Source organism: Ruegeria meonggei, from assembly GCF_042768335.1.
Classification (GTDB): domain Bacteria; phylum Pseudomonadota; class Alphaproteobacteria; order Rhodobacterales; family Rhodobacteraceae; genus Ruegeria; species Ruegeria meonggei.
This window is the reverse complement of the sequence record NZ_JAXHBT010000001.1, coordinates 3,570,341-3,596,287: the sequence shown is the minus strand read 5'-3', so window position 1 is coordinate 3,596,287 and position 25,947 is coordinate 3,570,341. Positions and strand designations below refer to the sequence as shown.

The window sequence follows — 25,947 nt, the reverse complement described above, 5'->3', positions numbered from 1 at the left end:
TGATCGCAATGACCAAAGTACATCTTGTTCAAGGCATCTACCAACTAGTAGGTTGATATTTGTTCGCAAGGAGAGACAACATGAAAATCTATGATACTGAGGGTTTCCCAAACCCCGCACGTGTGCGCATTGCGCTTGCTGAAAAAGGCGCAACAGACCAGGTCCAATTCGTTCCGGTTGACGTGATGGGTGGCGAACATCGCACCGAGGCCTTCAAGGCCAAGAACCCCGATGCCGTTGTGCCCTGCCTTGAGTTGGCGGACGGTACACATATTTCGCAGTGCAATGCGATTACAGAATATATCGACAACCAATTCGAAGGCCCGTCGCTGACCGGAGAGACACCAAAACAACGTGCGCAAATTTCGATGATGAACCTGCGCGCAGAAAATGGTCTGCTGAATGCTGTGGGAACCTACTTTCACCATGCCACACCAGGTCTTGGGCCAGACCTTGAGACCTATCAATGTGCTGAATGGGGCAACAAGCAAAAGCAAGTTGCTGGTCAGACAATGGCTTACTTGGATGAAGTTCTGGCTGACAATGAATATCTGGCTGGTTCTGAGTTTTCGGTTGCTGATATCACGGCGTTTGCCGGTCTTGCCTTTGCGGACTTTGCCAAGGTCGACATTCCAGAAACACTCTCCAATCTGACGGCATGGCGGGCAAAGGTCTCGGCACGGCCCAGCATCGCAGGTTAAGGACGCGATACCACTCAAGCCGAAAGGAAAAACATGGAACTGAACGCAGACTTTAAAACACGCGTGGTTGTTCACTCTGAACAGCTTGAGTGGAACGCTTCGCCTATGCCCGGTGTGGATCGGCGTATGCTGGACCGCATCGGCGGCGAAGTTGCCCGTGCCACGACGATTGTGCGCTATGCGCCGGGCAGCAAATTTTCGGAACACACCCATACAGGTGGCGAAGAATTCATCGTGCTTGATGGTGTATTTCAGGACGAACATGGCGACTTCCCCGAAGGGACATATGTGCGCAATCCTCCCACCACTGCACATACGCCGGGGTCAGAGCCGGGCTGCACGATCTTTGTAAAGCTGTGGCAGTTCGACATGGCCGACCGCAATCAGTTTCGCAAAACCATGGCCGAAGAACTGACCGATCCTGTGGATGGTGTCGCAACGGCTGAACTACACCGTGATGCGCGTGAAACAGTTACCTACAGCCACCTTGATGCAGGCGCGACACTGGAAAATACCGATGTGGGTGGGATCGAAATGCTGGTGATTGCCGGTTCCGTCACCGAAGGCAGCGATACGCTTGAAAAAGGAGCATGGCTGCGACTGCCGGAAGGCGATCAACTGTCTGCAACGGCTGGCCCTGATGGGGCAAAGCTGTGGATCAAGACGGGTCATTTGCCCCACGCCAAACCGCCTGCCGTCTGATGAGTGTTGAAAAACCTTTGGTCCTTGTGGCCGGCGCGGGGGCTGGCCTTGGTCAGTCCCTGTTGTCCCGTTTCACAAAAGATGGCTTTGCTGCCGTTGGCTTGGGACGCACGCAACCTGAAACGGTGATTGGCCAGTTCTTTGAGATGGACCTGACGGACGAGAGTGCCGTTCCCAGCATCCTGGCGCAGGTTATCGCAGAACATGGCCCGCCCAAGGTTGTGATCCACAACACGAGCGAACTGATCATCGCGCCTTTCGCAGAAACCCGGCTTGCTGATTATCAACGCACGTGGGGATCCATGGTGCAGTCTGCCATTTTGCTTGCCCAATCGACACTGCAACCGATGGTCCGCGCTGGCGGTGGTACGTTCATTGTATCTGGCGCCACAGCGTCTTTGCGGGGTGGTACAAGATTCTCGGCCTTTGCCAGCGCAAAATTCGCCTTGCGCGGCCTGACGCAATCGCTTGCACGGGAGTATCAACCAGCAGGTGTTCATGTCTGCCACGCGATTCTGGACGGTATCATTGATACAGCGCGATCTCGGGACCTGCACAACCTTGATCCGGGCAAGATGATGAAGCCCGAGGACATCGCAGAGGCCTACTGTAGCCTCGCCCACCAACCCAAATCCACATGGACGCACGAGCTAGATCTGCGCCCGGCATCCGAAGGGTTCTAGCGCATGCAAACGCTGATTGTCGGCGGCGGGTTGTCAGGGCTTGTCTTAGCCGAACGTCTTGAGGCGCAAGGGCGCGACTATATGCTGATTGAGGCCCGCCCGCGGTTTGGCGGGCGAATCATGACGCAGCATCTGGAGGCAGGCTACTTTGACATGGGGCCTGCCTGGTTCTGGCCGGGCCAGCCACGTATTGCAGCTCTGATTGATCGGTTTGGTCTGACAAAGTTCGACCAATTCGCCGATGGCGCTCAGACCTTTGAGGATGAACATGGCAACGTGCAACGCGGGCAGGGTTTTTCATCAATGGAAGGGTCATGGCGGCTAAAGGGAGGGTTGGCTGCTCTGACAGACGCATTGGCCAACCGCCTGCCGGATCATAGCAAACAGCTAAACGCGCCGGTTGTTAAACTTGACATGTCCGGCGATCAATGCATTGCAACAACGGCAAAGGGCGAACAGATCCACGCGGATCAAGCTATCCTCGCTGTGCCCCCACGTGTTGCGGCCGAAATCGCATTTTCGCCCGCATTGTCTGCCGAAGCCACCCAAACCATGAAAGGCATCGCGACATGGATGGCAGGTCAGGCCAAGGCTGTTGCGCTGTACGACAAACCATTCTGGCGCAAACAAGGACTGTCCGGTGATGCAATGAGCCGGAAAGGACCGATGGTCGAAATCCATGATGCATCCCCCCATGAAGGCGGACCATACGCGCTCTTTGGCTTCATCGGTGTACCGCCCCAAGGTCGCGCGGACGAACAGCTGCTGCGTCAGCACCTGCACGCACAATTAACACGGTTGTTCGGGCCTGAAGCCGCCGAGCCCCAAAAGCTCTACTTGAAAGACTGGGCCATTGATCCCTACACTGCAACTGAGGCGGATAAGGCACCGCTATATGCCCATCCGACATACGATCTACCGAAGGCGATGAGCAATCTGTGGAACGGAAAGCTGCATTTCGCAGGAACAGAGGTCGCCCCGGTTTTCGGCGGCTATATCGAAGGTGCTTTGGAAGCGGCAGAGAATGTCCTACACAGCCTAAACGCCCAAAATCTTGGATAACACATGGCGACCGACACCAAGACAACTCTGCTCAATTCGGCTGAACGGGCCGCGCGCAGGCGTGGCTTTGATGGGTTCAGCTATGCCGACCTGGCCGCCGACGTCGGAATCACAAAGGCCAGCATTCACCATCATTTCGCCAGCAAGGCAGCTTTGGCCGTCGCGCTGATGCAGCGGTATTATTCAGATTTGGAAACCGCCTGTGGCGAGATTGATCAAGACCATGCAACAGGGGCGACGCGCTTAGCCGCTTTGATCAAGCGGTATCGTGGCGCACTTGAAGGTGGTCAAAGCTTGTGCCTGTGCGTGTCTTTTTCGACCAGTACAGAAAATCTGTCAGCAGACACGATTGCCGAGATGAACCGTTTTCGCACAATGATGACCGAATGGCTTGCGAGGGTATTTTCACTGGGTCAGGGCGATGGAACGATCCTGCATGTTGCCGATCCGGCAGCAGAAGCCGCCGCAACACTGCCTTTGCTCGAGGGCGCACAACTGGCAGCCCGAGTGGCACAGGACCCGCAAAGGTTTGAAGCGGCAGTCCAGATTTTGTCCAAGCGATTGGTTCAATAAACCAATGCGCAACCCTTCGTCCCGACGCTGGCTTTTATCCGTTAGGACTTGAGCACGTTCAAAAACAAACATTGCTGCGCTCTGCAGCATTGGTCGTTTTGGGCTCGTTGTGGATATCGGAGGCAGTGCAGCATCTGCTCAGGGTCGCTTCAGTTCCCGATCGCAGTCGGCCCAAAGCGGCCATCCATCGCGCCTCAAGACGCTGCGGTGCAGCTTCTACAAAGCAGTCATTGACTGGTACCGCTACATTTGAGGCTAACCGAGGATATCGTTTCTTTTTTAGCTTGGAACGGATGGTGTCTGTTCAGTGCCCTCGCTCAGGCCAGCATAGCCCCAAGTCGTATGCAGCATCGCACGTCCCCCATAACGTCGTAACGGTTCATCGGCGTGTTAGCTGCGCTTACCAAACCACATGCGGCTGATCAGCCAGTCTCGCACGTAGAACTGGTGATAAGCCCATCCCGCAACGTGCAGCCCGATCAAAACAAGAAGGACGGTCCCAATAATGCCGTGTACCACACGCGCTGGAAAAACACTGAAAGCTGGAGGTAAGGCGGCCCCGGACCCTCCAAAAATGATCGCGAAAAGCCCCGCTGAATAGGCAAGAGCAATGCCGCTGCCAACCATCAAAAAGACAAGCGCATACAGCCCTAAATGCGCAAATTTCGCACCCGAATTCAGTGCTGAACGGCCCGCATCCGCATGAGGTGGAACCTTGGCAAAGATGCGCATCGCCAGTCGCAGGGTCATAAGCACCCCAATTGTCAGACCCCAGATCATATGACCGGTCAGTCCAAACATCTTGTCCGGGCTATCATTTGGAATCTCTGCCAGGCTGGGGCCGCCAAGAATTAACGCAACAAGGATCATCACAGCAATGAGCCAGTGCAGGCCAACGAAAAAGGGATGGTATCGTTTCATAGTGAAAGTCCAGTCTTTGAGACACGCAGCAGCGCGGATGAAGAAGGTTAGGTTCAGTTCCTTGTATCGATACGTCGGACAGTATAAAACGAAACAAACTGAACATATTGTTACATGAGTGGAACATGCGTACGTTTGATTGGGAGCTCTTGCCTCATTTCCTTGCCGTGGCGCGGACAGGCAGTCTGCGGTCAGCCGCAGAAATGGTCGGAACCAGCTACGGCACTGTAAATCGTAACATCCAGGCACTGGAGACCAGCTATGGAGTGCGATTGTTTCACCGGTCCAGACAGGGCTTTTCGCTCACCGAATTCGGAGAAGCGCTTTTGCCAATGGCAGAAGACGCAGAACAGAAAATCTTTGCGGCACGCAAACGGGTCGAAGGGCTTGATCGTAGCGAGGCGGGCAAAATCCGGTTCTCGCTGACGCCGACCCTTGCCTATGACATTGTGGCACCGATTGTCGCGCGATTTAGTGAGCAATATCCAGAGATTGACATCGAGATGCGGCTGACATCAGAGGTGGAATCTATCACCAAGGACGAGACCGACATATCGCTACGTGTCGCGCAGGACGTGACTGACGACGTGGTGGCACGTAAGCTTTTTCAGCTGGAGATTGGCGTCTATGCCAGTAAGGATTATCTCAAAAATATAGTCCCAAATGCGAGCGCCGACGGCGTTGGCCTCACCTGGATTGGGCCCCCGACCAACCGCGCGCCCCAAAGCTGGGCCCGACCCTCGCCATTTCCGAACGCGACGCTGCGCCACGAAGTCACTGACGGACAAATGAGAGTGCACCTCGTTAACCTGTCTGTCGGCATGTCCCATTTGCCAACTCTTATCGAGCCCGCTTTCCCCAACATACGCAGGATGCCGGAAACGGACATTTCTCCCGGTCCATGGCTTTGGGTGCTCTTACACTCTGACCTCAGAAGAACAGTGCGCGTCCGGCGGTTTGTCGATTTTCTGACGGAAGAATTGCGTGCATTGCACAGGACGGGAAAACACTCCCGTTCGACCTAACGGATGCATAAACAGTTAAGGCACCATTCTTGCAGAACCTGTTGCAGCGCCGTTATTCAGCTCATATCTCCTGGGCTGAACGGCCTACAAGAGACCTTTGATTGGTCAAGCCATGCGGTAGTGCGAAGCCTTGGTCATGTTTGGTGGTTGGTTTTAGGAGTTCACGTTCTGGGGCTTGGACACAATGTTCTTTGATCCGGTTTCAAACCTTACCGGAGAAACTGTCCGCAAGTATGCATAGGAGTTCCCACATCATCGTTGCACCAACCAGCGCCGTATTGCCCGTCGGGTCGTAAGGCGGGGAAACTTCTACTACGTCCGCCCCCACAAGATTCAGGCCTTGAAACCCTCGGATCAGGGTTTGCACTTCCCGAGGCTGGAATCCACCAACCTCAGGTGTCCCTGTTCCCGGAGCGAAGGCTGGGTCGATGCTATCGACATCGAAAGAAACATAAGTCGGCCCATCCTCAACAAGGTCTCGGACTTCCTGGATCACGGCCTCAAGTCCAATCTCAAAAGCTTCCTCGATATGAATCACTCGCATCCCTGAGTCATACGAAAAATCCCAATGTGGTTCGGCGCGGCCTCGTATTCCAATCTGCACTGTGCGCTCGGGATCCAGAACACCGTCTAAAACCGCGTTTCGGAAAGGGCCGCCGTGATGAAAGCGTGATCCGTTGAATGGCCCGCCTGTGTCCGCATGGGCGTCGATATGAATCAGCCCGACCGGGCTATCACGTCCGACGGCCTGCAGTATTGGGTAACTGATCGAGTGGTCGCCTCCAACTGAAAGAGGAATGACACCAGCATCGATCACAGAGTAGAAATAGGCCGCGATCTCGGCGGTGGCCTTTTCCAGATCATAGGTGTGCTTGATCGGTACATCGCCAACATCGCCGTAGCGCGCCAACAAGGCCGGAATAACACCCGTCGCGTGGTTTTTCGGCCCCGATGTCAGCACGGATTGCTCCCGAACTTGAGACGGGCCGAAACGGGTACCCGGGCGGTTCGTCACGCCAAGGTCGAAGGGTACTCCGATCAGCGCGATATCCAGGTCCGATAAGTCACAGACCCCAGTCCGCAGAAAAGACGAATGACCAGCATAGGGCGTTACATGATCGGGCTTGTCGCCTCCAAAATCGGGATTGGCTGCTAGAAATTCGTTCAATGCACGATCATTCAGGTCGGTCTTTTCCGCGAGGCGGTGCAATCGAGAGAGTTTGTCAGCGTCCATCCGTCAAATCCAAGATCCGTGTCGCCCTACAAAATAGCTGCACCCATCAATTGAAAAATCCAAAACAATGAAACTATACTTTGGAAAACGATTGGGTATTACATGTTGAATTTTCACGAAGCCTCGATCCGCAAACTCAAGGTTTTTACGACCGTGGTCGATTGCGGTGGCTTTTCAGCGGCGCAAAGCGCGCTTGGCACATCAGCAGCCACGATCAGCGTGCAGATGAAAGAACTTGAAGAGCAACTCGGAATGGTCCTGTGCCAGCGTGGCCGCGGCGGGTTTCGCCTGACAGATCGGGGCCGCGCGGTCTATGACGCGGCCCGTGACATGTTCGGAGCTTTTGGAAACTTCAATCTCACCGTTGCATCGATCCGCGACACGTTGATCGGGGAAGTGAAAATCGGACTGCAGGCCAATATTGCCACCAATCCAGAATTTCATCTGCCACAGGCGATGCGGCAGTTCCATGAAAGGCCGAACAAGGTGACTTTCAGGTTGGAGGAAGCCCGATCCGCAGATCAGGAAGCCTATACGCTGGATGGTCGGTTCGATCTGTCCATTGGTTTGTTTCCGAACCAATTGCCCGGGCTCGTCTATGAACCGCTGTTCTCCGAACGAGTGGCTCTTTATTGCGCTCCGGACCATCCCCTTGCCCGCACGGGAGCACCCGCACAGATGCGGGAGTTGCTGGCGTCATCAGCATTTGTTTCTGCCGGCCCTGGGCAGCACCAGCTGATGAAACAAAATTTGGGATTGCCTGAACCAAGCGCAATTGCAGAAAATATGGATGCGGCAGTGATGCTGATCCGCTCAGGGCAGTATGTGGGGTTCTTGCCGGATCATTTTGCCAGTTTCTGGCAGAGTCGGGGACGGCTGCATGCGGTTCTACCGGACCAATTTGGCACTGATGTTGATTTCAAACTGATCACGCGCCGAGGTGCCCGCGACAAAAACGTAGTAGATGCCTTTGTCAGCGAATTGCTGGCAGCCCATAGATCTTGACGAATTCAGCCCGGCAGATGCAGTACCCACCAGGCTGAAGGGGGAGATGTAAGTTATTCGATTGCAATGTCAGCGTAGGTTTTGCTGTCTTTAGTTATGCGTGCATCGGTGGCGCTTCGATCCCGCCAGTAAACTGGGGTGCCATTTTCTGCTACGTAATCTATCAGCTCTTGTTTCTCTAACGCTGATTGCACTGCGGCTTCGATTTTGGTGACAACCTCGTCCGGTGTGTCTTTGGGAACGAACAATCCATTCCATAAAACGATATCCAACTCCGGCGCCAGTTCTTTCACTGTCGGAACGTCGGGCAGGATCGGTAAGCGTTCTTCAGTGAGCGTTGCCAGCACCTTAAGTTCGTCCAGGCAGGGCAACACGAGCGAGACAATCGAGTTCATCACTTCGACATCACCCGAGGCCAGAACGTTGCAGTCCACATTGTCGAAGGCCGCATCAGCTCCAAACTCGAACCCCATAGTATCGGCCAGCTCGACCGTCACTCGCGTCGGGATAAGGGCCGAGCCAAAATGGCCCAGAACAACCTCGTTTTGCTGCGCATGCGCCGCCAGTTCCTGCATTGTGTCATACGGCGCGTCCTCGGCTGCAACGATCAGAAAGGGATAGGTCATGAAGGTGCCGACCGCATCGAACGGGTTTGGTTGAAGCTCGGGTATGCCAAGATCTGGACCAACCACAGGTACATCAATGACAAAGGAGCCTATCGTGTAACCGTCAGGCGCCGCGGTTGATACTTCAATTGCTCCGGGGAACGGACCGCCCCCGCCCCCTGGCTTGTTCACAACGGCGGCCGGAACACCATACATTTCTTGGAACTCATCCGCTATGAAGCGAGTCAGTATGTCTTCGGCACCGCCTGGCGGCCAAGGTACAATGAACTGTACCGGTTTCTCTGGATAGTCGGCCAATGCACCCGTCGCAGCGCCTAAGATTACGGCTGCGGCTATAGGTTTCAATTGCATCTTCCTGATCTCCCATTTGGCACGTCGTTGTCAAAGTGTCCGGCTCGTAACTTAAGCGCGGGCTTTATTGTGCTGTCAGGCTGGCACAGCGCCTGCTGTCGAAAAATCTGAAATTTAGAAACTTTATTTTAGAATTCTCGTAGGCAATGTGGAGCACAAATGAAAAACTAATCCACATCCTAAAGGCATTCACAAACCCTCACCCTAGAGCCGAACCAACCAGGCATTTGTTGCGGCTATGGTATCGAGTGATAGCATCCGTCGCAGACAGCGGAGGCAGCGCTGCATCCTTTGAAAAATAGGCAGTCAGCGGCCCATACCAGCCGTTAGCCAGTACCGCCCAATGCTGCGTCCGCTTTCCACATTGCCGACATTCGCTGCGATCGCACGATCATCTACACAATGGATGGCTGACGTGCGGAGCTTTCGCTACGTTTGCGCCAACGTCTGCAATCTGGAAAGCCGAAGCGGAAAATCAAGAAATAACTAGTGTTGTCGGCACACCACCCCAATTGTGCGGATCAGTGGTCGAAAAGCTAATCCGCATCTAATGCTACTTCTGACTGATCTTAATCTCTACGTTCCGAGCGCCCGAAAGTGTGCGTTGCAGGTGCAGAAGGGTAAGCGGATCATTCGGCAGGTCCGCAACAAGGGCCGCAAAAGACTGACGTGCGTCTGCCGCGTCTTCGGCCAGCTTTCCATATGCCTCGCAGTACTTTTTAATCGCAGGATGCGCGCTCTGGTCAGTGGGCAACGGCTCAAAAGCAGCCAGCGCCGTAGATTTCCCGGGCAGTAACAAGTCGCCCGCCGGGCGTCCGGAAAAATCTTCTATCTGATCGCGCGTTGCGCCACTTACACAAATCCGGGTGCCAAGATCCTTGTTCGCTGCTTCAAGCCGCGCCGCGACATTCACACTGTCGCCGTAGGCTGTGTAATCAAAAAATGATTTTCCACCAAAGTTTCCGACAATGGCCTGCCCGGTATTTACGCCGATGCGTGTGACCCCCAGATCCACGCCACGGTCATTCCAGTCTTGCCGGAACTTTTCTGCAAATACATCAATTTCCAACGCCGTCTGCACGGCGCGAGTTGCGTGATCAGGCTGTTGTACGGGTGCTCCGAACACTGCATTCACGGCGTCCCCATTGATTTTCATAACCGTTCCGTCATTGTCAAAAACGATCTTTGCTATGCCGTCAATATAGTCGCTTAACAGAGCCACAATGGTTTCAGAGTCCAGGGTTTCGACCAGGGGAGTGAACCCTGCCATATCGGTGAACATAAACGTCGCGACACAACGCTCTCCCCCTTTCTGAACGTCGCCGGGACATTCCGATAGAGAACGCACAACACTCGGCGAGAAATATCTCGACAGAGTCGCGCGGGCGAGCTCTGCCTCGGCCTTTTCGCGCTGCAGACGTCGGAACATCCGCAGATGGGTCAGCGTCTTCTGAATAGTTGTTTCGAGGTCTTCGAATTCAATCGGCTTGGTCAGAAAGTCAAAAGCGCCGCGGTTCATAGCAGTGCGGATGTTGTCAAGATCGCCATAGGCCGAGATGACAACCGTTTTGAGGTCCTGGTGATCTTCGCCGAGACGGCTCAGCAATGTAAGTCCGTCCATCTTTGGCATGTTGATATCCGACAAGACCATCAGCACATCCGGGTCCGACGCAAGATGATCCAGCGCCTCCTGTCCGTTCTGCGCGAAGACAAACTCCATCTGACCTTTGCGAATTTCACGCCGAAATTTCTGCGTGACAAGCGCCTCTACATCAGGCTCATCATCAACGACAAGAATACGCGCTTTTTCCATCACCGCTCCGTCTCGCCGATTATACTGGACAGCATCTCTTTCAAGAGCCCGAAGTCGACGGGTTTAGAAACCAGACTGCGTGCCCCGCGGATCAACGCGTCATTTTCAGTATTTTTGTCGCCATAGGCTGTCACCATAATGACGGGTAGGTCCGGCACCCGTGCCATGACCTGATCGAGCAATTCCATGCCGGTCATACCCGGCATGTTAATGTCCGACAGCAACACTAGCACATCGGGCGCAACCGGTTCGACGAATTTACTCAGGGCTTCCTCACCAGATTGGGCAAACAGAAAATCATATTGCTTTTTGCGGATTTCCCGCCGGAAATTCTGCTGGAACAGAGCCTCCGCGTCAGGTTCATCATCCACAAGCAGGATTGTCAGCATAGGTCGTCACCGCCTGGAGCGGGCAATTCAAAACAAAAAGTCGTGCCAACACCTACCTCGGAGTCAAACGTCAATAACCCACCGTGCTGTTTTATGATGTCGAAGCTCATCGACAAGCCCAGCCCGGTGCCTTCGCCGGTGGGTTTGGTCGTAAAAAACGGGTCAAAAATCTTCTCTCGCATGTCATTCGGGATGCCGCCTCCGTTGTCTGAGATAAGCACTTCATAGCGACCAGAATTTACGCGCGTCGCTACTTTCAGTTGCGGCTCGCGGTCGGATACGCGCGCATACTTGGCTGCTTCGTACATGCCATTAGAACAGATATTCAAGACCACCCGCTGCAGTTCTTGCGGCAGGCATTCAATCTGACCGACATCATCAGACAAATCGGTTTGTAGATCCACATTGAACGACTTATTCGCAGCGCGCGCGCCATGGTATGCAAGGTTCACTGCCTCCAAAACCAGCGCGTTCAGATCGATTAGCTGCTTTTCTGCCCCCCCCTCATGCGAGTGCATCAGCATGTTTTTGACGATGCTGTCCGCCCGGCGCCCGTGCTCTTCGATTTTTGTCAGGTTTTCTGTGACCGTCTGCATCAGATCTTGGGCATCCTCCCGGTCTTCTTCTTCCAGCGTTGCGATGGGCGCCTTTAAGACTGCGATCAGTTCGTCCATCATCTCTGCTGAAAGCTTGGAGAAGTTGTTGACAAAATTCAGCGGGTTTTTGATTTCATGAGCAATACCCGCCGTCAACTGACCCAGACTTGCCATTTTCTCGGCATGGATAAGTGAGTTTTGCGTCTTTTTAAGATCGGCGAGAGTTTTCTCTGCTTCCTCCATGGCCGCTTCAGCAGAATTCTTTGCTACACGCAGCTCACTTTCAGCACGTTTTTGGGTGGTAATATCCCGGCCGTAAATGTTCACGTACCCGCCTTCCGGAACAGGCCAAAGCAAAAGGGTATAGATCTGACCACCGGCTTCGTACTCGAAATCTTGCCGTTGATCCCCACTCAAACCTTTGGCGACGCGCTTGCGCCATCCCGTTCCTACTCTGTCACCAACCCTCAGCTGCAGTGCTTCGATCAATGGAGCGCTCGCCTTATTTGCATAAGTTAATTCACCCTGTTCCGTGATACGCAAGACCGGGTTTGGGTTTTCTTCGGGAATGCGCGCCAGTTCACGCATCTGATTTTCGGCCTTAAGCTGCTCGTCCAGCGCCTTTGTGTTAGCCAGCGTCAATTCGATGCCTTTGATCGCACTTTTCCGAGTCAGAAGCGTAAGCTGTGTGATTGCGAATACGGACCCCAGAACCGTGATTGTGTTGATATACCAATCAAGCGAGCCCCAAAGTAGCATTGCCAACCACGTCAAACCCATGATCGGGCCAGAAAACCCCCATGAAACCCTGAGTGAAACTGTTGTGGCCCCGCCAAATCCACCAATGAATGTAAAAAGGTACAGCAACATTTGTTCATGTGGTTCCAAGGTTGGAATCATGAAGAAATTAAAACTGCCCCAGCTCGTGCCAAGGATTAACGACGTGATTAGAAACACGCGCAACCGACGTGGGGAAATTGATTTCGGACGCGGCTTGTTGCGTAGCTTGTAATAGCTTTTCAACCCCAACAGATTCATGATCAGTAATATCGCCACCGCTGCAATCGCGGGTGGTGTCAGATTTGCGAAACCAATCTGAGTGATTATCACCGAATAGGCTAGGAGTGTGTAAAACGAAAAGATAGGCGTTGTAGAAGCAACATCCAACGCTTCGTGGATACGCAACTCGCTTTCGAATTCCTGATCATTGAGGTCCGTCAAACGAGTACCAGCCTATAATTAGTTACTCCGCCAAACCTAGAGACGTCATAATGACTTGGAAAGCGCCAAAGCTTGCTACTTGCAATGAAGTGACGATCGCAGAGGCGTAACACCACTTCAGGCAACGCTCTTTTTCAAGGCCAGGGATGGTAGGGTATCGTATTAACTCATTTGCGCCGGCGTTGGTTTTATGTTGGTCGGGATCACCACCCGACTATTCAATCCACCCAGGGAGTCCGATTTCCCCAATTCGAGCCGGGCACCGTAAGCGTTCAGCAAATCAACTGCAATTGCCAATCCTAGCCCGCTGCCTTTGAACGAGGTATCAAGACGCCCCCCGGATCGCAGCGCTTCGGGCCGTGCATCTTCTGGAATTCCGGGGCCGTCATCTTCGATGCAAACTTCGATACTTCCTGCCCGGCGCTGTGCTGTCAGTCTTACGGTGCTGCGACACCATTTGACCGCGTTGTCTAACAAATTTCCTAGAACCTCTTCTATATCCTGAGTGTCCATGCGGACCCAGAGTTCAGGATCATTATTGATTTCAAGGGTTTTCCCATCTCTCTCAGCCATTGTTGAGAAAAGCCGTATTAGCCGGTTGACCGAATTTGAAACATCTGTGCGAGAATGCGTCAGCTCTGCTGTGTTCATCGCCCGCAGCCGCGCAAGCGACCGACCGAGTTGAGCATCAATCCGATCCAAAGCCTCCTGAGCGATTCCAGTGCTGATATCGCTCTCGGTCATGCCTTGCAGTTCGTTTCGCAGAATGGCCGCTGGTGTTTTCAGAGCATGAGCGAGATCGGCAGCGTGCCTGCGAGAGCCGGAAACGATGTCCCGATTGCGACGTAAGAGCTGGTTGAGGTCCTCGACCAGAGGGGCCACCTCTTCGGGATAATCCGCCGGGTCGAGGTCGTCATCAAAGTCCCATCGGTGAGACACATCCGTTCGCAGTTTTTGCAGTGGCCCCAGAATAAACGTCATAAGCAGCAAAGAACCCGCAACACCAATAAGGCCAACAAGCCCAAATACGGGCAGCAAACTGCGCTGAGCTGCCCTACGTTCATTGAGCAGTTGGGACTGGCTTTCGGCAACGCTGATGCCCCAAATGGTTCCATCCTCGTATGAAATTGTTTGATAGGCGCTACGAAGCACTTCGCCTTCAGGCCCAGAAGTGTTCCAAAGTGTGGCGTTTTCACGAGAACCGGACGGTTCCGCAATGGTTTCGTCAAACAGCGAAGCGGACGTGAAAACCTCTCCGCCCGCGTTTGAGATTTGCCAGTATCGGCCTGAATATGGCGTGCTATAGGCCGGATCGAACATGATATCGCGCAATGCATCGGGGTTCTGTGTTGTCACACTCAGCCCGACGACAAGTTGCGTGTGCCGGTCAAGAAGCGCGGCGTCGAACTGACTTGAAACGCGGGAATCAATATAAGAGAAAACAGCCAGCGTGCCCACACCAACGGATAAAGCCCCGGATGCGACCCCTCCAAACAAAGCCCGTTGACGCAGTGATAACATCAGTCAGAATCGACCATATATCCACGACCCCGAACCGTTGTGATCAAGTTAGGTCCCAACTTCTTGCGTAGGCGATTGATGAAAACAGCAATGGTGTTTGAGTCCCGATCGCCATCATATTCGTAGATATGCTCCGAAAGCTCAGTTCTTGGGACCATACGACCCGCGTTATGAGCCAGGTAGGTTAGCACCGCGATTTCCTGTGCGGTCAAGTCAACCGGAATTCCGTCGGCGGTCACCCGACCATAGCGAGTATCGAGAATGACATTCCCCATCTCGATTACAGGGTTCAGCTGTCCGCTTTGACGACGCAGAATGGCGCGGACCCGCGCAGCCAGTTCCGGCAAATGGAACGGCTTGGTCATATAGTCATCTGCACCCGCATCCAAACCATCGACCCGTTCGCTCCAGCCATCGCGGGCCGTTAGTATTAAAACCGGTGTCTTGATGCCGGCTCCCCGCCATTCACGCAAAACAGAGATACCATCGCGCTGCGGCAAACCGATGTCGAGGATGATCATGTCATACGGTTCGGTTGAGCCCAAATGCAGGGCATCAACGCCATTATTGGCAATGTCGACCACTCGACCCTCTGCGTTCAGCAGTTTTTTGACTTGATCGCAAAGGTGCGGTTCGTCTTCGGCGACTAAAATTCTCATTTCTCGAATCTACAGGTGGGTGATCAATAGTTTAAACACTATTTTTTACCACCACCGTTCCCGCCAGAGTTTCCGTTCCCGTTCCCGTTCCCACCGGAGTTCCCATTCCCGCCGGAGTTTCCGTTCCCGTTTCCTCCGGAGTTCCCGTTCCCACCGGAGTTGCCATTCCCGTTCCCACCGGAGTTCCCATTCCCACCGGAGTTGCCATTGCCGTTCCCACCGGAGTTGCCATTGCCGTTCCCACCGGAGTTGCCGTTCCCGTTTCCACCGGAGTTGCCGTTCCCGTTCCCGCCGGAGTTTCCGTTCCCGTTCCCGCTGTTCGCCTGGCCGTTGTTGGATTTCGCCTGGGAATTAGCGTTGGCAGAGTTACCCGTTGTGGATCGAGCCGCGTCGGAGATCTGGCGTCCAACAGTAGAACGATTGGGCACGACAACGCCCGTTTGAGCATTGACGATGACGCTGATAATTTTTCCGTCGGGTTTTTTGACCAGAATGCGGTAGTAGACCTTGTCAGCCTGAAAGGCGCGGGCGTCCACCGGGGTCCCGCCAAAGACCCTTTCCACACCTTTGATGACTCTTTTCAGCCGAATGGCGCTGCCGGATGTTGTCGCTTTGCGCAATTCAGACTGTTTCAATTCACGCGCAGCAGCATGCCCCTCTCCAGCCTGGAGAAAGGCGAACAGATAAGCGATGATCAGAAGCCTCTTCATCTTCAATACTCATTATCGCGCATGCACCCCCAAAATCTACTGGTTTTAAGGTGAACTGGCGGTGAACGGACAGTTAGTCGCGGGTTCAACAATAATGGGCTTTAATCTGGGCGTTGGTTCCTGATTCCGACACAAACCCCAGCGTTTTCGGAGCGTATCGATACGCGCTGTTAGGCGAGATTTGCATTCAACAAACGAGGATTGTCATGAAAACCAGTTTGACCAGCCTAATGAAGGTTTCCGCTATGGCAATTTCCTTACTGGGGTCCACAGCGATTGTTGGAGCGATCGTAACGCCGGATGTTGCCTTCGCAAAGGAAGGCAAGGGAAACGGCGGTGGTAAAGGAAACGGCGGCGGAAATGGAAATGGCAATTCTGGCGGAAAAGGTGGCGGCAACGGCGGCGGCAACGGAAATGGCGGCGGGAACAGCCAAGGCGATGGTGGCGGCCATGGAAAAGGCCACAGCAAGGGTGGCGGATCTGCCGCGTCTAAGGGTGACACAAGTAAAGCTGCTGGAAAGTCAGGCCGAAACACTTCTGGATCAGGGGCTTCCAAGTCGAAATCTTCGAAGGGCGGAAAATTCTCTCTGAAGGGCCTGATGACCGGGAGCAAAGGCAAAGCCAACAACAAGCGACAAGGCGGCATCAAGAGCTTGTTCAAAGGCAACAAGACGCTAAGCACCAAAGCGCAAACAAAAAGAACGACAGTTAAGAAATCTCTGAGACCCGCTAGTCGCAAAGCAAAGTATCTTGAGGATGGTACGCTTGAACCGCGCAACCTTGGCAAGCTGAATGGTGCTATCAACTCCAGCGTCAATGCAAAGCTTGCGCATATTGCCAATGGTCAGTTTACGAAGGGTACCGGGCCGGTCAGTCTTGCCGCCGGTCTCGCCGTAGCGGACGCTAAATTCAATCATGCCATGGGGGAAGACAATCCATACAGCCCTGAGGATATAAAAGAAATCTCAGCGGCATTTGGGTATTTGGACGATGCCCCCATGTCCCTGCAAGAGGCCGAGGATGTTCTGGCTGACGAAGCAGCGAATCCAGGAACAACTGATCCTGATGTCTTGGATGACGCACAGAATGTTAAAGATGCACACGACATAACCACCGATGACGACGGAAACCCGATTGATCGTCCAACTGAGGATCAACAGGCTTCTGCAGAGGCAGTGCATGAAGCAGAGGACAGCCTTCTGGGCCATTACAAGGGCGATTTTTCTGACGACGAAACCAAAGCAATGCAACAGCAAGATCGCGTCCTGGACGCCGTACGGGCCTCAAATCCAGATGACAAAGCGGTCAAAAGCGCACTTGGTGTTCCGGATGAAGAATACGATGACGACGTTAGCACCGATCCGGTGGCAGAAGACGAAACCTCTGACGAGAAACCAGAAGAAGAGTTGGCAAACAACGGTTAATCCCTGCGCCAACAAGCGGGTGACGAAGTCGCAGAGGCAGCTGTCGCTGCTTTGGGCGACTTCTTTTCCCAATTCTTTGCCACGAGCGGCGGTTAGAAGGTTGCGTCCAGCACGAACGCGACAACCAAAGTGGTTCTTGCTGGCCGCCCACAGTTTGGCCACTTGCAGAGTTCGAAGCACCGATATCCTACTTTACCAATCAAAAAACCCGCTCCGGCAGGAGCGGGCCTCTGCTTTTAAGTTTTTCCGGGTAGGACGTGTCCCGGTAAAACTGCAGATGTCGTGACAGGAGATCAGGCGGTCTTCTTCGCCCCATCAAGACGCTTGTTGTTAATAATGTCCATCAAAGCACTTTCGATAGGAGGGAATCGACCTGTGTTCGACTTCGCGGTGTTTGAGAGCTCTATTCGCACGGTGGAACCAGTAGATCTCATGCCTTGGAGGACTTGATTCACAGCAGCAACTTCAGTGGCAGACTTCATCAGCTTTTCCCCTAACAAAGGACCAAGCATATAGTTTCGCGGTTGGCCCGAGTAAAAGAGTATGCCTGATAGAGGTTGAACACTGAAAGAATACACTATTCACGTTCTGTTAATGTTGTTGCCGATGCGTAGACAATAAGTGCGTAGCCATCACTGTCGATTTGTATTGCCGTATCAAAGCATCACGCGAAATCAGCCAAAGCGCGCGGTCCCAAAGGTCCTGGCATTGTTGGTGCTATCTGCCTTTCGGTTCAACAGGTGCAGCAGTTCGACCTGATTGGATGCACCCGTCTTGGAAAAAATCGAGCTCAGGTGCGAGCGAACTGTGGCAGGACAGACCGAAAGGGTGCTTGAAATCACTTTGACTGTCATTCCTTCTTTCATCATTGCGCAAACCCGAAATTCGCTCCGACTGAGCGCCGCTGGATTTTCAGGATCCAGAATGGGTGTGAGTTCGGCGTCCCCGATTGCCCTGACGCCGTGGCCTCGGAATTGATTGAGTTTTGCCGAGATTGAGCCCGGGGGGCGATGTCCCCAACCAGATGCAAGTGTTGACGCCAAAACTGTCACCAGATCCAAGTTATGACGCGCAGGCCGGTGCTGGTAGTGTAACTCCAGATGATCACAGTGGCCCGCCGATACCTCAAGTGGAACCACAATGGCTTCACCCAACTCGCTTGGGATCTGATCTCGACACAAAAGCGACGGTACGCCTTCAGCGTCTGTCAGATCTGATAATTTCCATATCGATCCAGTTTTCGCTGTTTTTAAACACGCGCCCAAAATCAACTCTGCCTGTGCTTGTGGTTGATAAGGCCATATTTTCCCTTCTTGAATGCAGTGACGTGCAACGTATTTAATTTTTCCGCTTGGTATCGGTAATCGTGAAATTAGTGCGGCATCTGCACTTGCCAACCGCATTAATTGATTCAGAACGTTTGAAATGGACTTTCTGCCATTCAATGCCTGTGCCCACTCCATTACAAAATTCAAACTGTCCTGCGCGCGAACGCTTTTCGAAAAACTGTTACTCATTACTTTTACAATCCACCTAACAAAAAGCCAGCTCAGTCAGGCTCCCGACACGGCCCCCACCGTCCATTCAAACTTGTTCTGCTTAGGTTCGACCGACAACTGGTTTTGTGACCGCCGCTATAGGCGCACGTTTGAAATTTTTGCGAGAAGCATCTTTCAATTCAATGTTTTTAAACAGTAAAATTTTTGAATTTCGGAATAAATTTGAATTTCCTTCTTCCGATTTGCGATTTTCTTGCGCCGAAATCTCCTCATGTTTCCTCCACATTTTCTCCAAATTCTGGCCCATTGTTTCCGGAATCGATGATTCGTTTGTTTGTGAATGACCCGTTAATCTGTGGTTAAAAAGATTCTCCTAAAGGCGGAGTTATAATTCGTAAAAACATCATAAAGTAGTATAATTACCATTCTTGACGGAAGGAACGGGGCTTTAGCGCAATTACCGTAATTGGAGAGCTACTGCACGAATGCCTGGCTTGCGTTGCAATACTGCGCAACGTCGATCTCAATTTAACCTTTCGGGGGAAACATGACTAAATTCATGAACAAGTTTGTAAAAGAAGAAAGCGGTGCGGCAATTGTTGAATATGGCCTCGCCCTTTTGGTCGTCGCTTCGATTGCGGTTGGTGCTTTCACGTATCTTGGCACGGAAACCAACAACAACGTGACTGCCGCCTGCACCGCCCTGGGCAGCGCTACCTGCTGACAGCTGGCGAGCTTGCGTTCGCACAAAACGACATAATTCTGCGCCTAGCGTTTTTGCAGAGGCGCAGAATTTACCGCCGGGATTTTCGAAAGCCGACAACTACAGATGTTTCGAATTTTTTGAGCGTAACTTTTGGAGACAGAGATGCGTATCAGACCATTTATCACCACGCTCTTCGGGATCGCGATTGCCTCCGGTTCCGTGTACCTGGCGAAAGATCACATTCAGTTTAAAACAAGCGCCACCGGACCGTCATCAAATGCCGATCTGGTGGAAATTTACGTCGCCCGGTCGGAAATCGCATTTGGTCAGACGATTGAAAAACACGACGTCGCTGTTCATTCGTGGCCCCGCGACGCGCTGCCTGCCGGTGTGTTTACGGACATAGACGTGCTTGTTCCCGAAAGCAGACGTCAGCTGCGCCGCGCCAAGGGGCGGTTTTACCCTGGCGAAGTGATGCTGTTATCGAAGGTTTCGAATTTTGGTGAAAAGGTCACTTTGGTCCAGAAACTTGGTGAAAACACGCGTGCTATGTCGATAAAAGTTGACGCGGTCACTGCGGTGGGTGGGTTTGTTACTCCCGGTGACTGGGTCGATATTGTATTGACACAGGGCGCGAGAATGGAGTTGCGCGCTGTGACGATACTTCAGAACATCCGTGTGATTGGTGTAGATCAACAGTCTGAAGAACTAAGCGATCAACCCGAAGTCGCCCGCACGATCACCGTAGAAGTGACGCCACAACAAGGCCAGCGTCTTGCTTTGGCCCAAAAGGCCGGAACGCTGAGCCTGACCCTCAGAACGTTGGACGGGGTCGAAGACGCGCCAATGGAAATGGTGCGCCTGCGTGATCTGTTACAAGAAGAAGGCCCCGCGGAAAAAGCAGAAGTTCAACCCACTGTCAGGGTGAACCGGGGCACTGAATCCGAAGTGGTAACGATCCAGAGAACCCCTCGGGACGCCGAAGGTGCGACCGCCGCCGACCCGGTCTCTGAGGTGGTGCCCGACAATCAGACGGATGCAAAAGATTCGCCTGCAGACGCAGTGCCTGGGGTAAGACCCAAAATCCGCGAAATCGAAGTCAGCCAAAACTCTGGACAGTGAGGCAGAACCATGCCGCTGAAATCGATCATATCACCCATGGCCAAGGACGAAGACGGAACTGTTGCGATCCTTTGGGGCACAGCACTGGTTGCGTTTCTTGGCTTCTTTGCGATCACCCTGGATGTTGGCCGGTTAAACGCGACCCATGCAGAACTGCAGTCCTTTGCGGATAACGTGGCTTTGGCGGCCGCGGGCGAACTGGACGGGCAACCCGACGCAATAACCCGCGCAACAAATGCTGCCGCCAACCTGATCAGCGATAGCCAGACTTTTGCCACTGGACCAGCAGCCCTATCCGGTACGTCAGACTATACGCTTACCTTCCATTCTGCTCTACCGGTTTCGGATGTAGCGCCGCTTGGTGCGGACACTACTACAGACCCACGGACTGCCAAATTTGCACAGGTAGCTTTGACACCGAAGGCGCTGAGCATGAACCTTGCATCCGCTCTGGACAAGTTGCTTGGTGGAAACGGCATTTCAACGGCCAGCGTCTCAGCTGAGGCAGTGGCCGGATACTCGCAAGCGGCCTGCGATATTTCGCCCCTGATGTTTTGCCTGCCTCCGAACTGGGAATCTACGTTGACAGTGGGTGATCAGATTTTATTGCGCAGTGGTGGGAACAATACGGCCTGGGGACCTGGAAACTTCGGCTTTATTGATCTGGATTCATTTGAAGACACGTCGGGTGTCTGTGCGGATGAAGGCGGCAACAAGCTGGCCTGCCTGATCGCGGCGCAAAATCAAATCACACAATGCGTCCTGACCAATGGCCTGACTACAGAACCCGGGCAGAAGGTCGGTATCACCAACGCGGCGTTCAACGTTCGATTTGATATCTATCGCAGCGTGCTCAACGGTGAGAAAAACAACGTCGACTTTGCGCCTGCTCCGAATGTCATCAAGGGAATTCAGAAAAAAGGTGGTGGTTCGTGCATTCAAGGCAATGAAGAGATCACTCCAGACACAACCGCCCTTGGTCGCGACACTTGCATGGCCGCGGGTACCTGCGGCGGGAGCAACCGGTTCGGAGACGGCGTTTGGGACCGCGCTGGATATCTCAATCAAAATCATGATCTTGCTGACGGGGTCGCAGACGGAACTGGCGGCGACTCTCACCTGCCTGCACTGAGCGGATCGGATAGTGTCTTTGCTGGTACGCGGTACGGGATGTACCTGAGAGAAATCGCTTACGGAAACTCCAATCCGCATTCGGCGCCAAATGCGAACGCAATCCTGAATCCTTTGCTCGCCGAAACCGGCCGTCCGATGTGCTCGAGCAAAATGTCAGATGACCCGGCACGGCGTGTTGTGACTGCGGCTGGCATCGATTGTGCGCAGAACCCGGTTTCAGGTTCGACCACTGGCGTGCCCGTTACAAAATTTGTAGCCGTTTTCCTGACCGAACCAGTGGGTGACGATGGTGGATCGCCACCCAGCTTTGACATCCATGGTGAGGTCGTAGGCTTTCCGGATGTCACTGGGACCGGCAATGGTGGCAACGGGTTTGGCGGTATCTTTCGCGATCTCGTGCAACTGTATCGGTAAGGGGGCGAAGGATCATGAAAAAACGCCTGACGGCCCCGTTCAAACGCTTCGCACAGAAGGATGATGGTGCGATCCTCGTGGAATTCGGCCTCGTTCTGCCTGTCATGCTGCTGCTCTTGGCGGTCACGTTGGAATCGGCGCGTCTGATGTGGTCATACCAGTCTGTCATCGCAGGTGTCCGGGATGCCAGCCGTTATCTGTCTCGTGTCACGCCGGCGGATATCTGTTCTTCTGGTGGTTCCGTCGCGGGACTTACTACAACCCTGAAGGGGATCGTCGAGGACGACAAGGATGACAACGGCTTGTTTCCGCCGAGCATTACAGTCAATTCGGTGACTCCCAGCCTGACCTGCGTCTCCGGAACCTATAGGGTGAGCCCGGCCCCGGTTGGGACAGTCAGCGCAAATATCACGATCCAATTTCCGATGGGGGGCCTGTTGTCGCTTTTTGGCAGCGGCTTGTCATCGGTGACGACGGACGTCTCTGATACAACACGGATCTTCGGACAGTGATCCGCCTGGTACATATCCACGCGTATTTGCGCGGTAAAGGTCAGAGTTTCCTTGATGATCAGAGCGGTGGTGTTCTTGTCGAATTCGCAGTGGTTGTTTCTCTGTTTTTCTTCTTGTTCTTGTCATTGTTGGATTTCGGACGCCTGTCTTACAGCAGTGTAAACGCCCAGAAAGCTGCGCAAATGGCGGCGCGTATCGCCATTGTTCGGCCACCCGCTTGCAATTACAGCCCACCGCTCCCAACGCAACATCAACGCGGAACGTCCCCGTTGTCACCTCGTTTTGGCACAGCCTGCAGTGACTCGGTTGGAGTATGTGAAGATCCGAATTACGCCTCCTGCGCTGGTGACGCTACCAATGTAACCGCGTCGGAAATCTGGGGCCGTATCAGCCCGCTTCTGCCGCCGAGCGCCTCAATTGATGACTTGGAGTTCCACTATGACTTCAACCCCAATCTGGGTTTCCTGGGCGGCCCGTACACACCCATGGTCACGGTCAATCTGAACCTGAATGATTTTCAGTTCGTGTCACCGCTGGCCGCATTGGCAAACGCTGCGGGGGCCACGAACAGCACACTTTCATCAACAGCCGGTTACTCCAATTTCAGCGTTTCGCTGCCTGCTGAAGACCTTGCACAAGGAGAGTCAGGATAATGGAAAATAGCATTTCAAATCTAAAGTCACATTCTGTGATGCTTGTTTCTGAAAGCGATGTCATCGCCCGGGTTGTAGCGGATGTCTTTCCGGCAGACGAGGATAACAAAGTCACCTCCAACGCGACGTCGTTTCAGGCCTTGAACGGTGCGGCCATTCAGCTTGCGTCCGACCATGACGTGGTGATCTTTGAGATCGACCCGGTCGATGCGGATGAGGTGCAGGCCATCGAAGACGTGTTAGCGCGCCGTGATGACGATACCTTGTTTATTGCACTGACGCAGAATGACCTGTCGATCACCAAGGCACGCGAGTTGCGGCGGATCGGCGTCGACGACGTATTGCCCCTGTCAATCGATGGCGAGGAGCTGAAAGCTGCTCTTAGCGAGAAAATCAATGCACGCACGTTGGCGCAGCCATTGGTCTTGGGCGACGCATCCGCTTTGGGCAAAGTAATACCGGTTGCGAAATCTCGCGGCGGGGTTGGTGCATCGACTGTTGCGGCGAACCTTGCTTGCGCACTTGTAGGCGGAAAGGGGAATTTCTTTCGTAAATCCGCAAGAAGCCGGGTCGCGCTATTGGATTTCGATCTGCAGTTTGGAAATTCGAATGTCTTTCTGGACCTTGAAGACAACGGAGGGTTTCTCCAGCTCATTGAAAGCGACGAAAAACCTGATGATCACTTTTTGTCCTCGATCCTCCAGCAGCATACACTTGGCGTAGATGTATTGTGCGCACCGGCGCCGATGGTGCCGCTGCAGTCGATGCGGCCAGACCTGGTTGAGGGCATTTTCGACCTTCTGCAACGGCGTTACGATTACATCGTGGTCGATCTTCCCTGTGCTATCGTTGAGTGGGTTGAACCCATTTTCAAACGGGCGACCCAGCTTGCCCTTGTCACAGACACCACGGTGCCATGCGTGCGCCAGGCACGGCGTTTGATCGACTTTTATCGCGAAGCCAATATGGCCCTGCCGGTAGAGATCGTCGTGAACCGCGAGCGGAACAAGCTGGTCCGGCCATCGCATGTCCGCGAGGCCGAGAAGGTTTTGGAGACAAAGCTAAAGCATTGGCTGCCGGACAATCCGAAAGTCGCCCGCAATTCCGTAGATCTGGGACGGCCGGTTGTCGAGATGAAGCCGCAATCTGACCTGGGGAAGGCCCTGACAAAACTGGCTACCGCCGTGACGGCTGACGTACAGCCCGTGGCAACAAAGAATACATAAGAGGAGATTACCGTGTTCAACGAATTCAGATCACGCAAGGCGGCTTCAACATCGAATGTCCTGACATTGGAACGGCCCGTCGAAACGTCAGTCAAAACCAAGGTGACTCCTGACCCGATAGACACTGACCTGCAAGCGCATCTGGAACTCAAAAGCCGCTTGCACAGCGAACTTCTTGACCGGCTCAACCTGTCCGTCATCGACAAGGTCGAACGATCGGAACTGAGGCGCCAGATCGCGTCTTTGGTGACCGGTATGGTCGAGGCTGAAAACCTGCATATGCGGTCAGAGGATTTTACAGCACTGATTGATGAACTTATTCATGAGGTCATGGGGCTGGGGCCTTTGGAGCCACTATTGGAAGACCCGACCATCAACGATATTCTCGTGAACTCATATGACAAAGTCTATGTTGAACGCTTTGGCCTTCTGGAAGAATCCACCGTGCGGTTTCGCGACGAGCGTCATCTGCTCCGGATAATTGACAAGATTGTAAGCAATGTCGGGCGGCGCATCGACGAGTCGCAACCCTGGGTCGACGCACGCCTAGAGGATGGCAGCCGCGTCAATGCGATTATCCGGCCGTGTTCAGTCGACGGACCAGCCTTGTCGATCCGCAAGTTTTCCCGAAACCCGTTGACAATCGATAAGCTGGTTCATCAGGACAGCATGAACGAACAGGCGGCGAAGCTTCTTGCAGCGCTGGTTGAGGCAAGGTTGAACATCCTGATTTCGGGCGGCACCGGCACCGGTAAAACGACCATGCTGAACGCAGTTTCATCGTTTATCGACGGTAAGCAGCGCATAGTGACAATTGAGGACGCGGCCGAACTTCAGCTTCAGCAAAGCCACGTGGTACGACTGGAAACCCGTCCCCCCAACGCGGAAGGGCAAGGGGTGATCACCCAGCGTGAGCTGGTTCGCAACGCTCTCAGGATGCGTCCCGATCGTATAATCGTGGGCGAGGTTCGCGGGTCGGAGTGCTTTGATATGCTGCAGGCCATGAATACCGGACACGACGGGTCTATGACGACTGTTCACGCAAACTCGGCGCGTGATGCGCTGAGCCGGGTCGAACAGATGGTCACAATGCTGGGTGCCGACTTGCCGGTCAGAACCATCCGGTCACAAATCGCTTCGGCCATTCAGATTGTACTTCAACTTACGCGTCTCAGCGACGGCACCCGCCGTGTTGTCAGCATTTCAGAAGTGACAGGCATGGAGGATGACACAATCACCATGCAGGACATCTTCGTATTCAAACGCCGCGGGAAGTCCGAGAGCGGAGAGATCCTGGGAGAGTTCCTGCCCACGGGCATACGTCCCAAATGCTTCGACCAATTGGTTGCTGCTGGCGTTGACGTTGACACCAACATGTTTATCCGCGGGGCTGCCTCATCATGATCGACTTACAGCCAAATACACTTAACATCCTGATATACATTTCTATTTTCATTGGAATTTT

General features: G+C 53.6%; 26 protein-coding genes. 15 read left to right on the top strand and 11 right to left on the bottom strand.

Going from position 1 to position 25,947, the window contains the following annotated elements; genetic code table 11:
* Nucleotides 1–80: 80 nt before the first annotated feature.
* From SJY13_RS17820 to SJY13_RS17800, 5 genes are read left to right on the top strand one after another with little or no spacing between them, the layout of a single operon-like run.
* Nucleotides 81–701, top strand: coding sequence for a glutathione S-transferase family protein (locus tag SJY13_RS17820; protein ID WP_377192790.1), 621 nt, complete (start codon nucleotides 81–83; stop codon nucleotides 699–701).
* A gap of 33 nt (nucleotides 702–734) precedes the next feature.
* Nucleotides 735–1,403: a cupin domain-containing protein gene (locus SJY13_RS17815; RefSeq protein ID WP_271952720.1), complete on the top strand. Its 669-nt coding sequence runs from the start codon at nucleotides 735–737 to the stop codon at nucleotides 1,401–1,403.
* The gene (locus SJY13_RS17810) at nucleotides 1,403–2,086 is read left to right on the top strand and encodes an SDR family NAD(P)-dependent oxidoreductase (RefSeq protein ID WP_377192788.1); all 684 of its coding nucleotides are present in this window, start codon (nucleotides 1,403–1,405) and stop codon (nucleotides 2,084–2,086) included. Before SJY13_RS17815 ends, SJY13_RS17810 begins: the two co-directional genes overlap by 1 nt.
* Nucleotides 2,087–2,089: 3 nt before the next feature.
* The gene (locus SJY13_RS17805; protein WP_377192786.1) at nucleotides 2,090–3,148 is read left to right on the top strand and encodes a flavin monoamine oxidase family protein; all 1,059 of its coding nucleotides are present in this window, start codon (nucleotides 2,090–2,092) and stop codon (nucleotides 3,146–3,148) included.
* Nucleotides 3,149–3,151: 3 nt separating this feature from the next.
* Complete coding sequence (locus tag SJY13_RS17800) at nucleotides 3,152–3,721, top strand: TetR/AcrR family transcriptional regulator (protein WP_142640372.1); 570 nt, start codon at nucleotides 3,152–3,154, stop codon at nucleotides 3,719–3,721.
* A gap of 390 nt (nucleotides 3,722–4,111) precedes the next feature.
* Here SJY13_RS17800 and SJY13_RS17795 read toward each other — a convergent pair whose 3' ends face one another.
* The gene (locus tag SJY13_RS17795) at nucleotides 4,112–4,642 is read right to left on the bottom strand and encodes a cytochrome b (RefSeq protein ID WP_377192784.1); all 531 of its coding nucleotides are present in this window, start codon (nucleotides 4,640–4,642) and stop codon (nucleotides 4,112–4,114) included.
* A gap of 125 nt (nucleotides 4,643–4,767) precedes the next feature.
* On the opposite strand from SJY13_RS17795, the gene SJY13_RS17790 reads away from it, so the two are divergent.
* Nucleotides 4,768–5,667, top strand: a complete 900-nt coding sequence (locus tag SJY13_RS17790) for a LysR family transcriptional regulator (RefSeq protein WP_377192782.1) — start codon at nucleotides 4,768–4,770, stop codon at nucleotides 5,665–5,667.
* Nucleotides 5,668–5,869: 202 nt separating this feature from the next.
* Here SJY13_RS17790 and speB read toward each other — a convergent pair whose 3' ends face one another.
* Nucleotides 5,870–6,901: an agmatinase gene (gene speB, locus SJY13_RS17785; RefSeq protein ID WP_377192780.1), complete on the bottom strand. Its 1,032-nt coding sequence runs from the start codon at nucleotides 6,899–6,901 to the stop codon at nucleotides 5,870–5,872.
* A gap of 102 nt (nucleotides 6,902–7,003) precedes the next feature.
* Between speB and SJY13_RS17780 the strand changes: the two genes are divergently transcribed.
* The gene (locus SJY13_RS17780; RefSeq protein WP_377192778.1) at nucleotides 7,004–7,906 is read left to right on the top strand and encodes a LysR family transcriptional regulator; all 903 of its coding nucleotides are present in this window, start codon (nucleotides 7,004–7,006) and stop codon (nucleotides 7,904–7,906) included.
* Between the two features lie 53 nt (nucleotides 7,907–7,959).
* Here the strand turns inward: SJY13_RS17780 and SJY13_RS17775 are convergent, their stop codons facing one another.
* From SJY13_RS17775 to SJY13_RS17745, 7 genes are all read right to left on the bottom strand, one after another.
* Entirely contained in the window at nucleotides 7,960–8,883 is a 924-nt protein-coding gene (locus tag SJY13_RS17775; protein WP_377192776.1) for a tripartite tricarboxylate transporter substrate binding protein, read from the bottom strand.
* 553 nt (nucleotides 8,884–9,436) lie between these two features.
* A complete protein-coding gene (locus SJY13_RS17770) occupies nucleotides 9,437–10,696 on the bottom strand; it encodes an adenylate/guanylate cyclase domain-containing protein (protein WP_377192774.1) in 1,260 nt (419 codons plus the stop codon).
* Nucleotides 10,696–11,085, bottom strand: coding sequence for a response regulator (locus tag SJY13_RS17765; protein WP_377192772.1), 390 nt, complete (start codon nucleotides 11,083–11,085; stop codon nucleotides 10,696–10,698). Before SJY13_RS17765 ends, SJY13_RS17770 begins: the two co-directional genes overlap by 1 nt.
* A complete protein-coding gene (locus tag SJY13_RS17760; RefSeq protein ID WP_377192770.1) occupies nucleotides 11,079–12,902 on the bottom strand; it encodes an ATP-binding protein in 1,824 nt (607 codons plus the stop codon). The genes SJY13_RS17765 and SJY13_RS17760 overlap by 7 nt, the downstream gene beginning before the upstream one ends.
* A 162-nt stretch (nucleotides 12,903–13,064) precedes the next feature.
* A complete protein-coding gene (locus tag SJY13_RS17755) occupies nucleotides 13,065–14,423 on the bottom strand; it encodes an ATP-binding protein (protein WP_377192768.1) in 1,359 nt (452 codons plus the stop codon).
* Nucleotides 14,423–15,082, bottom strand: a complete 660-nt coding sequence (locus tag SJY13_RS17750) for a response regulator transcription factor (RefSeq protein ID WP_377192766.1) — start codon at nucleotides 15,080–15,082, stop codon at nucleotides 14,423–14,425. Before SJY13_RS17750 ends, SJY13_RS17755 begins: the two co-directional genes overlap by 1 nt.
* A gap of 38 nt (nucleotides 15,083–15,120) precedes the next feature.
* Nucleotides 15,121–15,792, bottom strand: a complete 672-nt coding sequence (locus SJY13_RS17745; RefSeq protein WP_377192764.1) for a PepSY domain-containing protein — start codon at nucleotides 15,790–15,792, stop codon at nucleotides 15,121–15,123.
* A 206-nt stretch (nucleotides 15,793–15,998) separates the two neighbouring features.
* Between SJY13_RS17745 and SJY13_RS17740 the strand changes: the two genes are divergently transcribed.
* Nucleotides 15,999–17,216, top strand: coding sequence for a hypothetical protein (locus SJY13_RS17740; protein WP_377192762.1), 1,218 nt, complete (start codon nucleotides 15,999–16,001; stop codon nucleotides 17,214–17,216).
* A 674-nt stretch (nucleotides 17,217–17,890) separates the two neighbouring features.
* On the opposite strand, the gene SJY13_RS17735 is transcribed toward SJY13_RS17740, so the two are convergent.
* Nucleotides 17,891–18,733, bottom strand: a complete 843-nt coding sequence (locus SJY13_RS17735) for a helix-turn-helix transcriptional regulator (protein ID WP_377192760.1) — start codon at nucleotides 18,731–18,733, stop codon at nucleotides 17,891–17,893.
* Nucleotides 18,734–18,815: 82 nt separating this feature from the next.
* On the bottom strand, nucleotides 18,816–19,022 hold the full coding sequence (locus tag SJY13_RS17730) for a hypothetical protein (RefSeq protein ID WP_377192758.1): 207 nt from the start codon (nucleotides 19,020–19,022) through the stop codon (nucleotides 18,816–18,818).
* A gap of 240 nt (nucleotides 19,023–19,262) precedes the next feature.
* Here SJY13_RS17730 and SJY13_RS17725 point away from each other — a divergent pair, with 240 nt between their 5' ends.
* From SJY13_RS17725 to SJY13_RS17695, 7 genes are all read left to right on the top strand, one after another.
* Complete coding sequence (locus SJY13_RS17725) at nucleotides 19,263–19,439, top strand: Flp family type IVb pilin (RefSeq protein WP_081894601.1); 177 nt, start codon at nucleotides 19,263–19,265, stop codon at nucleotides 19,437–19,439.
* A 144-nt stretch (nucleotides 19,440–19,583) separates the two neighbouring features.
* Nucleotides 19,584–20,543, top strand: a complete 960-nt coding sequence (gene cpaB, locus SJY13_RS17720; protein WP_377192756.1) for a Flp pilus assembly protein CpaB — start codon at nucleotides 19,584–19,586, stop codon at nucleotides 20,541–20,543.
* Nucleotides 20,544–20,552: 9 nt separating this feature from the next.
* Nucleotides 20,553–22,091 (top strand): pilus assembly protein TadG-related protein, encoded by a 1,539-nt coding sequence (locus SJY13_RS17715; RefSeq protein WP_377192754.1) that lies wholly within the window; start codon nucleotides 20,553–20,555, stop codon nucleotides 22,089–22,091.
* A 14-nt stretch (nucleotides 22,092–22,105) separates the two neighbouring features.
* Nucleotides 22,106–22,603, top strand: a complete 498-nt coding sequence (locus SJY13_RS17710; RefSeq protein ID WP_377192752.1) for a TadE/TadG family type IV pilus assembly protein — start codon at nucleotides 22,106–22,108, stop codon at nucleotides 22,601–22,603.
* Nucleotides 22,600–23,256, top strand: coding sequence for a TadE/TadG family type IV pilus assembly protein (locus SJY13_RS17705; protein ID WP_377192750.1), 657 nt, complete (start codon nucleotides 22,600–22,602; stop codon nucleotides 23,254–23,256). The genes SJY13_RS17710 and SJY13_RS17705 overlap by 4 nt, the downstream gene beginning before the upstream one ends.
* 38 nt (nucleotides 23,257–23,294) lie before the next feature.
* Nucleotides 23,295–24,482: an AAA family ATPase gene (locus tag SJY13_RS17700; RefSeq protein ID WP_377192748.1), complete on the top strand. Its 1,188-nt coding sequence runs from the start codon at nucleotides 23,295–23,297 to the stop codon at nucleotides 24,480–24,482.
* 12 nt (nucleotides 24,483–24,494) lie between these two features.
* A complete protein-coding gene (locus SJY13_RS17695; RefSeq protein ID WP_377192746.1) occupies nucleotides 24,495–25,886 on the top strand; it encodes a CpaF family protein in 1,392 nt (463 codons plus the stop codon).
* Nucleotides 25,887–25,947 lie beyond the last annotated feature (61 nt).

Excerpts from the sequence above, each read along its gene's own strand:
- SJY13_RS17750 (WP_377192766.1), bottom strand. The coding sequence starts at position 15,082 with ATGAGAATTTTAGTCGCCGAAGACGAACCGCACCTTTGCGATCAAGTC.
- SJY13_RS17820 (WP_377192790.1), top strand. The coding sequence starts at position 81 with ATGAAAATCTATGATACTGAGGGTTTCCCAAACCCCGCACGTGTGCGC.
- SJY13_RS17725 (WP_081894601.1), top strand. The coding sequence starts at position 19,263 with ATGACTAAATTCATGAACAAGTTTGTAAAAGAAGAAAGCGGTGCGGCA.
- SJY13_RS17715 (WP_377192754.1), top strand. The coding sequence starts at position 20,553 with ATGCCGCTGAAATCGATCATATCACCCATGGCCAAGGACGAAGACGGA.
- SJY13_RS17745 (WP_377192764.1), bottom strand. The coding sequence starts at position 15,792 with ATGAAGAGGCTTCTGATCATCGCTTATCTGTTCGCCTTTCTCCAGGCT.
- SJY13_RS17815 (WP_271952720.1), top strand. The coding sequence starts at position 735 with ATGGAACTGAACGCAGACTTTAAAACACGCGTGGTTGTTCACTCTGAA.
- SJY13_RS17770 (WP_377192774.1), bottom strand. The coding sequence starts at position 10,696 with ATGGAAAAAGCGCGTATTCTTGTCGTTGATGATGAGCCTGATGTAGAG.
- SJY13_RS17755 (WP_377192768.1), bottom strand. The coding sequence starts at position 14,423 with ATGTTATCACTGCGTCAACGGGCTTTGTTTGGAGGGGTCGCATCCGGG.
- SJY13_RS17730 (WP_377192758.1), bottom strand. The coding sequence starts at position 19,022 with ATGGGCCAGAATTTGGAGAAAATGTGGAGGAAACATGAGGAGATTTCG.
- SJY13_RS17735 (WP_377192760.1), bottom strand. The coding sequence starts at position 18,733 with ATGAGTAACAGTTTTTCGAAAAGCGTTCGCGCGCAGGACAGTTTGAAT.
- SJY13_RS17765 (WP_377192772.1), bottom strand. The coding sequence starts at position 11,085 with ATGCTGACAATCCTGCTTGTGGATGATGAACCTGACGCGGAGGCTCTG.
- SJY13_RS17775 (WP_377192776.1), bottom strand. The coding sequence starts at position 8,883 with ATGCAATTGAAACCTATAGCCGCAGCCGTAATCTTAGGCGCTGCGACG.
- cpaB (WP_377192756.1), top strand. The coding sequence starts at position 19,584 with ATGCGTATCAGACCATTTATCACCACGCTCTTCGGGATCGCGATTGCC.
- SJY13_RS17700 (WP_377192748.1), top strand. The coding sequence starts at position 23,295 with ATGCTTGTTTCTGAAAGCGATGTCATCGCCCGGGTTGTAGCGGATGTC.
- SJY13_RS17795 (WP_377192784.1), bottom strand. The coding sequence starts at position 4,642 with ATGAAACGATACCATCCCTTTTTCGTTGGCCTGCACTGGCTCATTGCT.
- SJY13_RS17740 (WP_377192762.1), top strand. The coding sequence starts at position 15,999 with ATGAAAACCAGTTTGACCAGCCTAATGAAGGTTTCCGCTATGGCAATT.
- SJY13_RS17800 (WP_142640372.1), top strand. The coding sequence starts at position 3,152 with ATGGCGACCGACACCAAGACAACTCTGCTCAATTCGGCTGAACGGGCC.
- SJY13_RS17790 (WP_377192782.1), top strand. The coding sequence starts at position 4,768 with ATGCGTACGTTTGATTGGGAGCTCTTGCCTCATTTCCTTGCCGTGGCG.
- SJY13_RS17780 (WP_377192778.1), top strand. The coding sequence starts at position 7,004 with ATGTTGAATTTTCACGAAGCCTCGATCCGCAAACTCAAGGTTTTTACG.
- speB (WP_377192780.1), bottom strand. The coding sequence starts at position 6,901 with ATGGACGCTGACAAACTCTCTCGATTGCACCGCCTCGCGGAAAAGACC.
- SJY13_RS17710 (WP_377192752.1), top strand. The coding sequence starts at position 22,106 with ATGAAAAAACGCCTGACGGCCCCGTTCAAACGCTTCGCACAGAAGGAT.
- SJY13_RS17810 (WP_377192788.1), top strand. The coding sequence starts at position 1,403 with ATGAGTGTTGAAAAACCTTTGGTCCTTGTGGCCGGCGCGGGGGCTGGC.
- SJY13_RS17805 (WP_377192786.1), top strand. The coding sequence starts at position 2,090 with ATGCAAACGCTGATTGTCGGCGGCGGGTTGTCAGGGCTTGTCTTAGCC.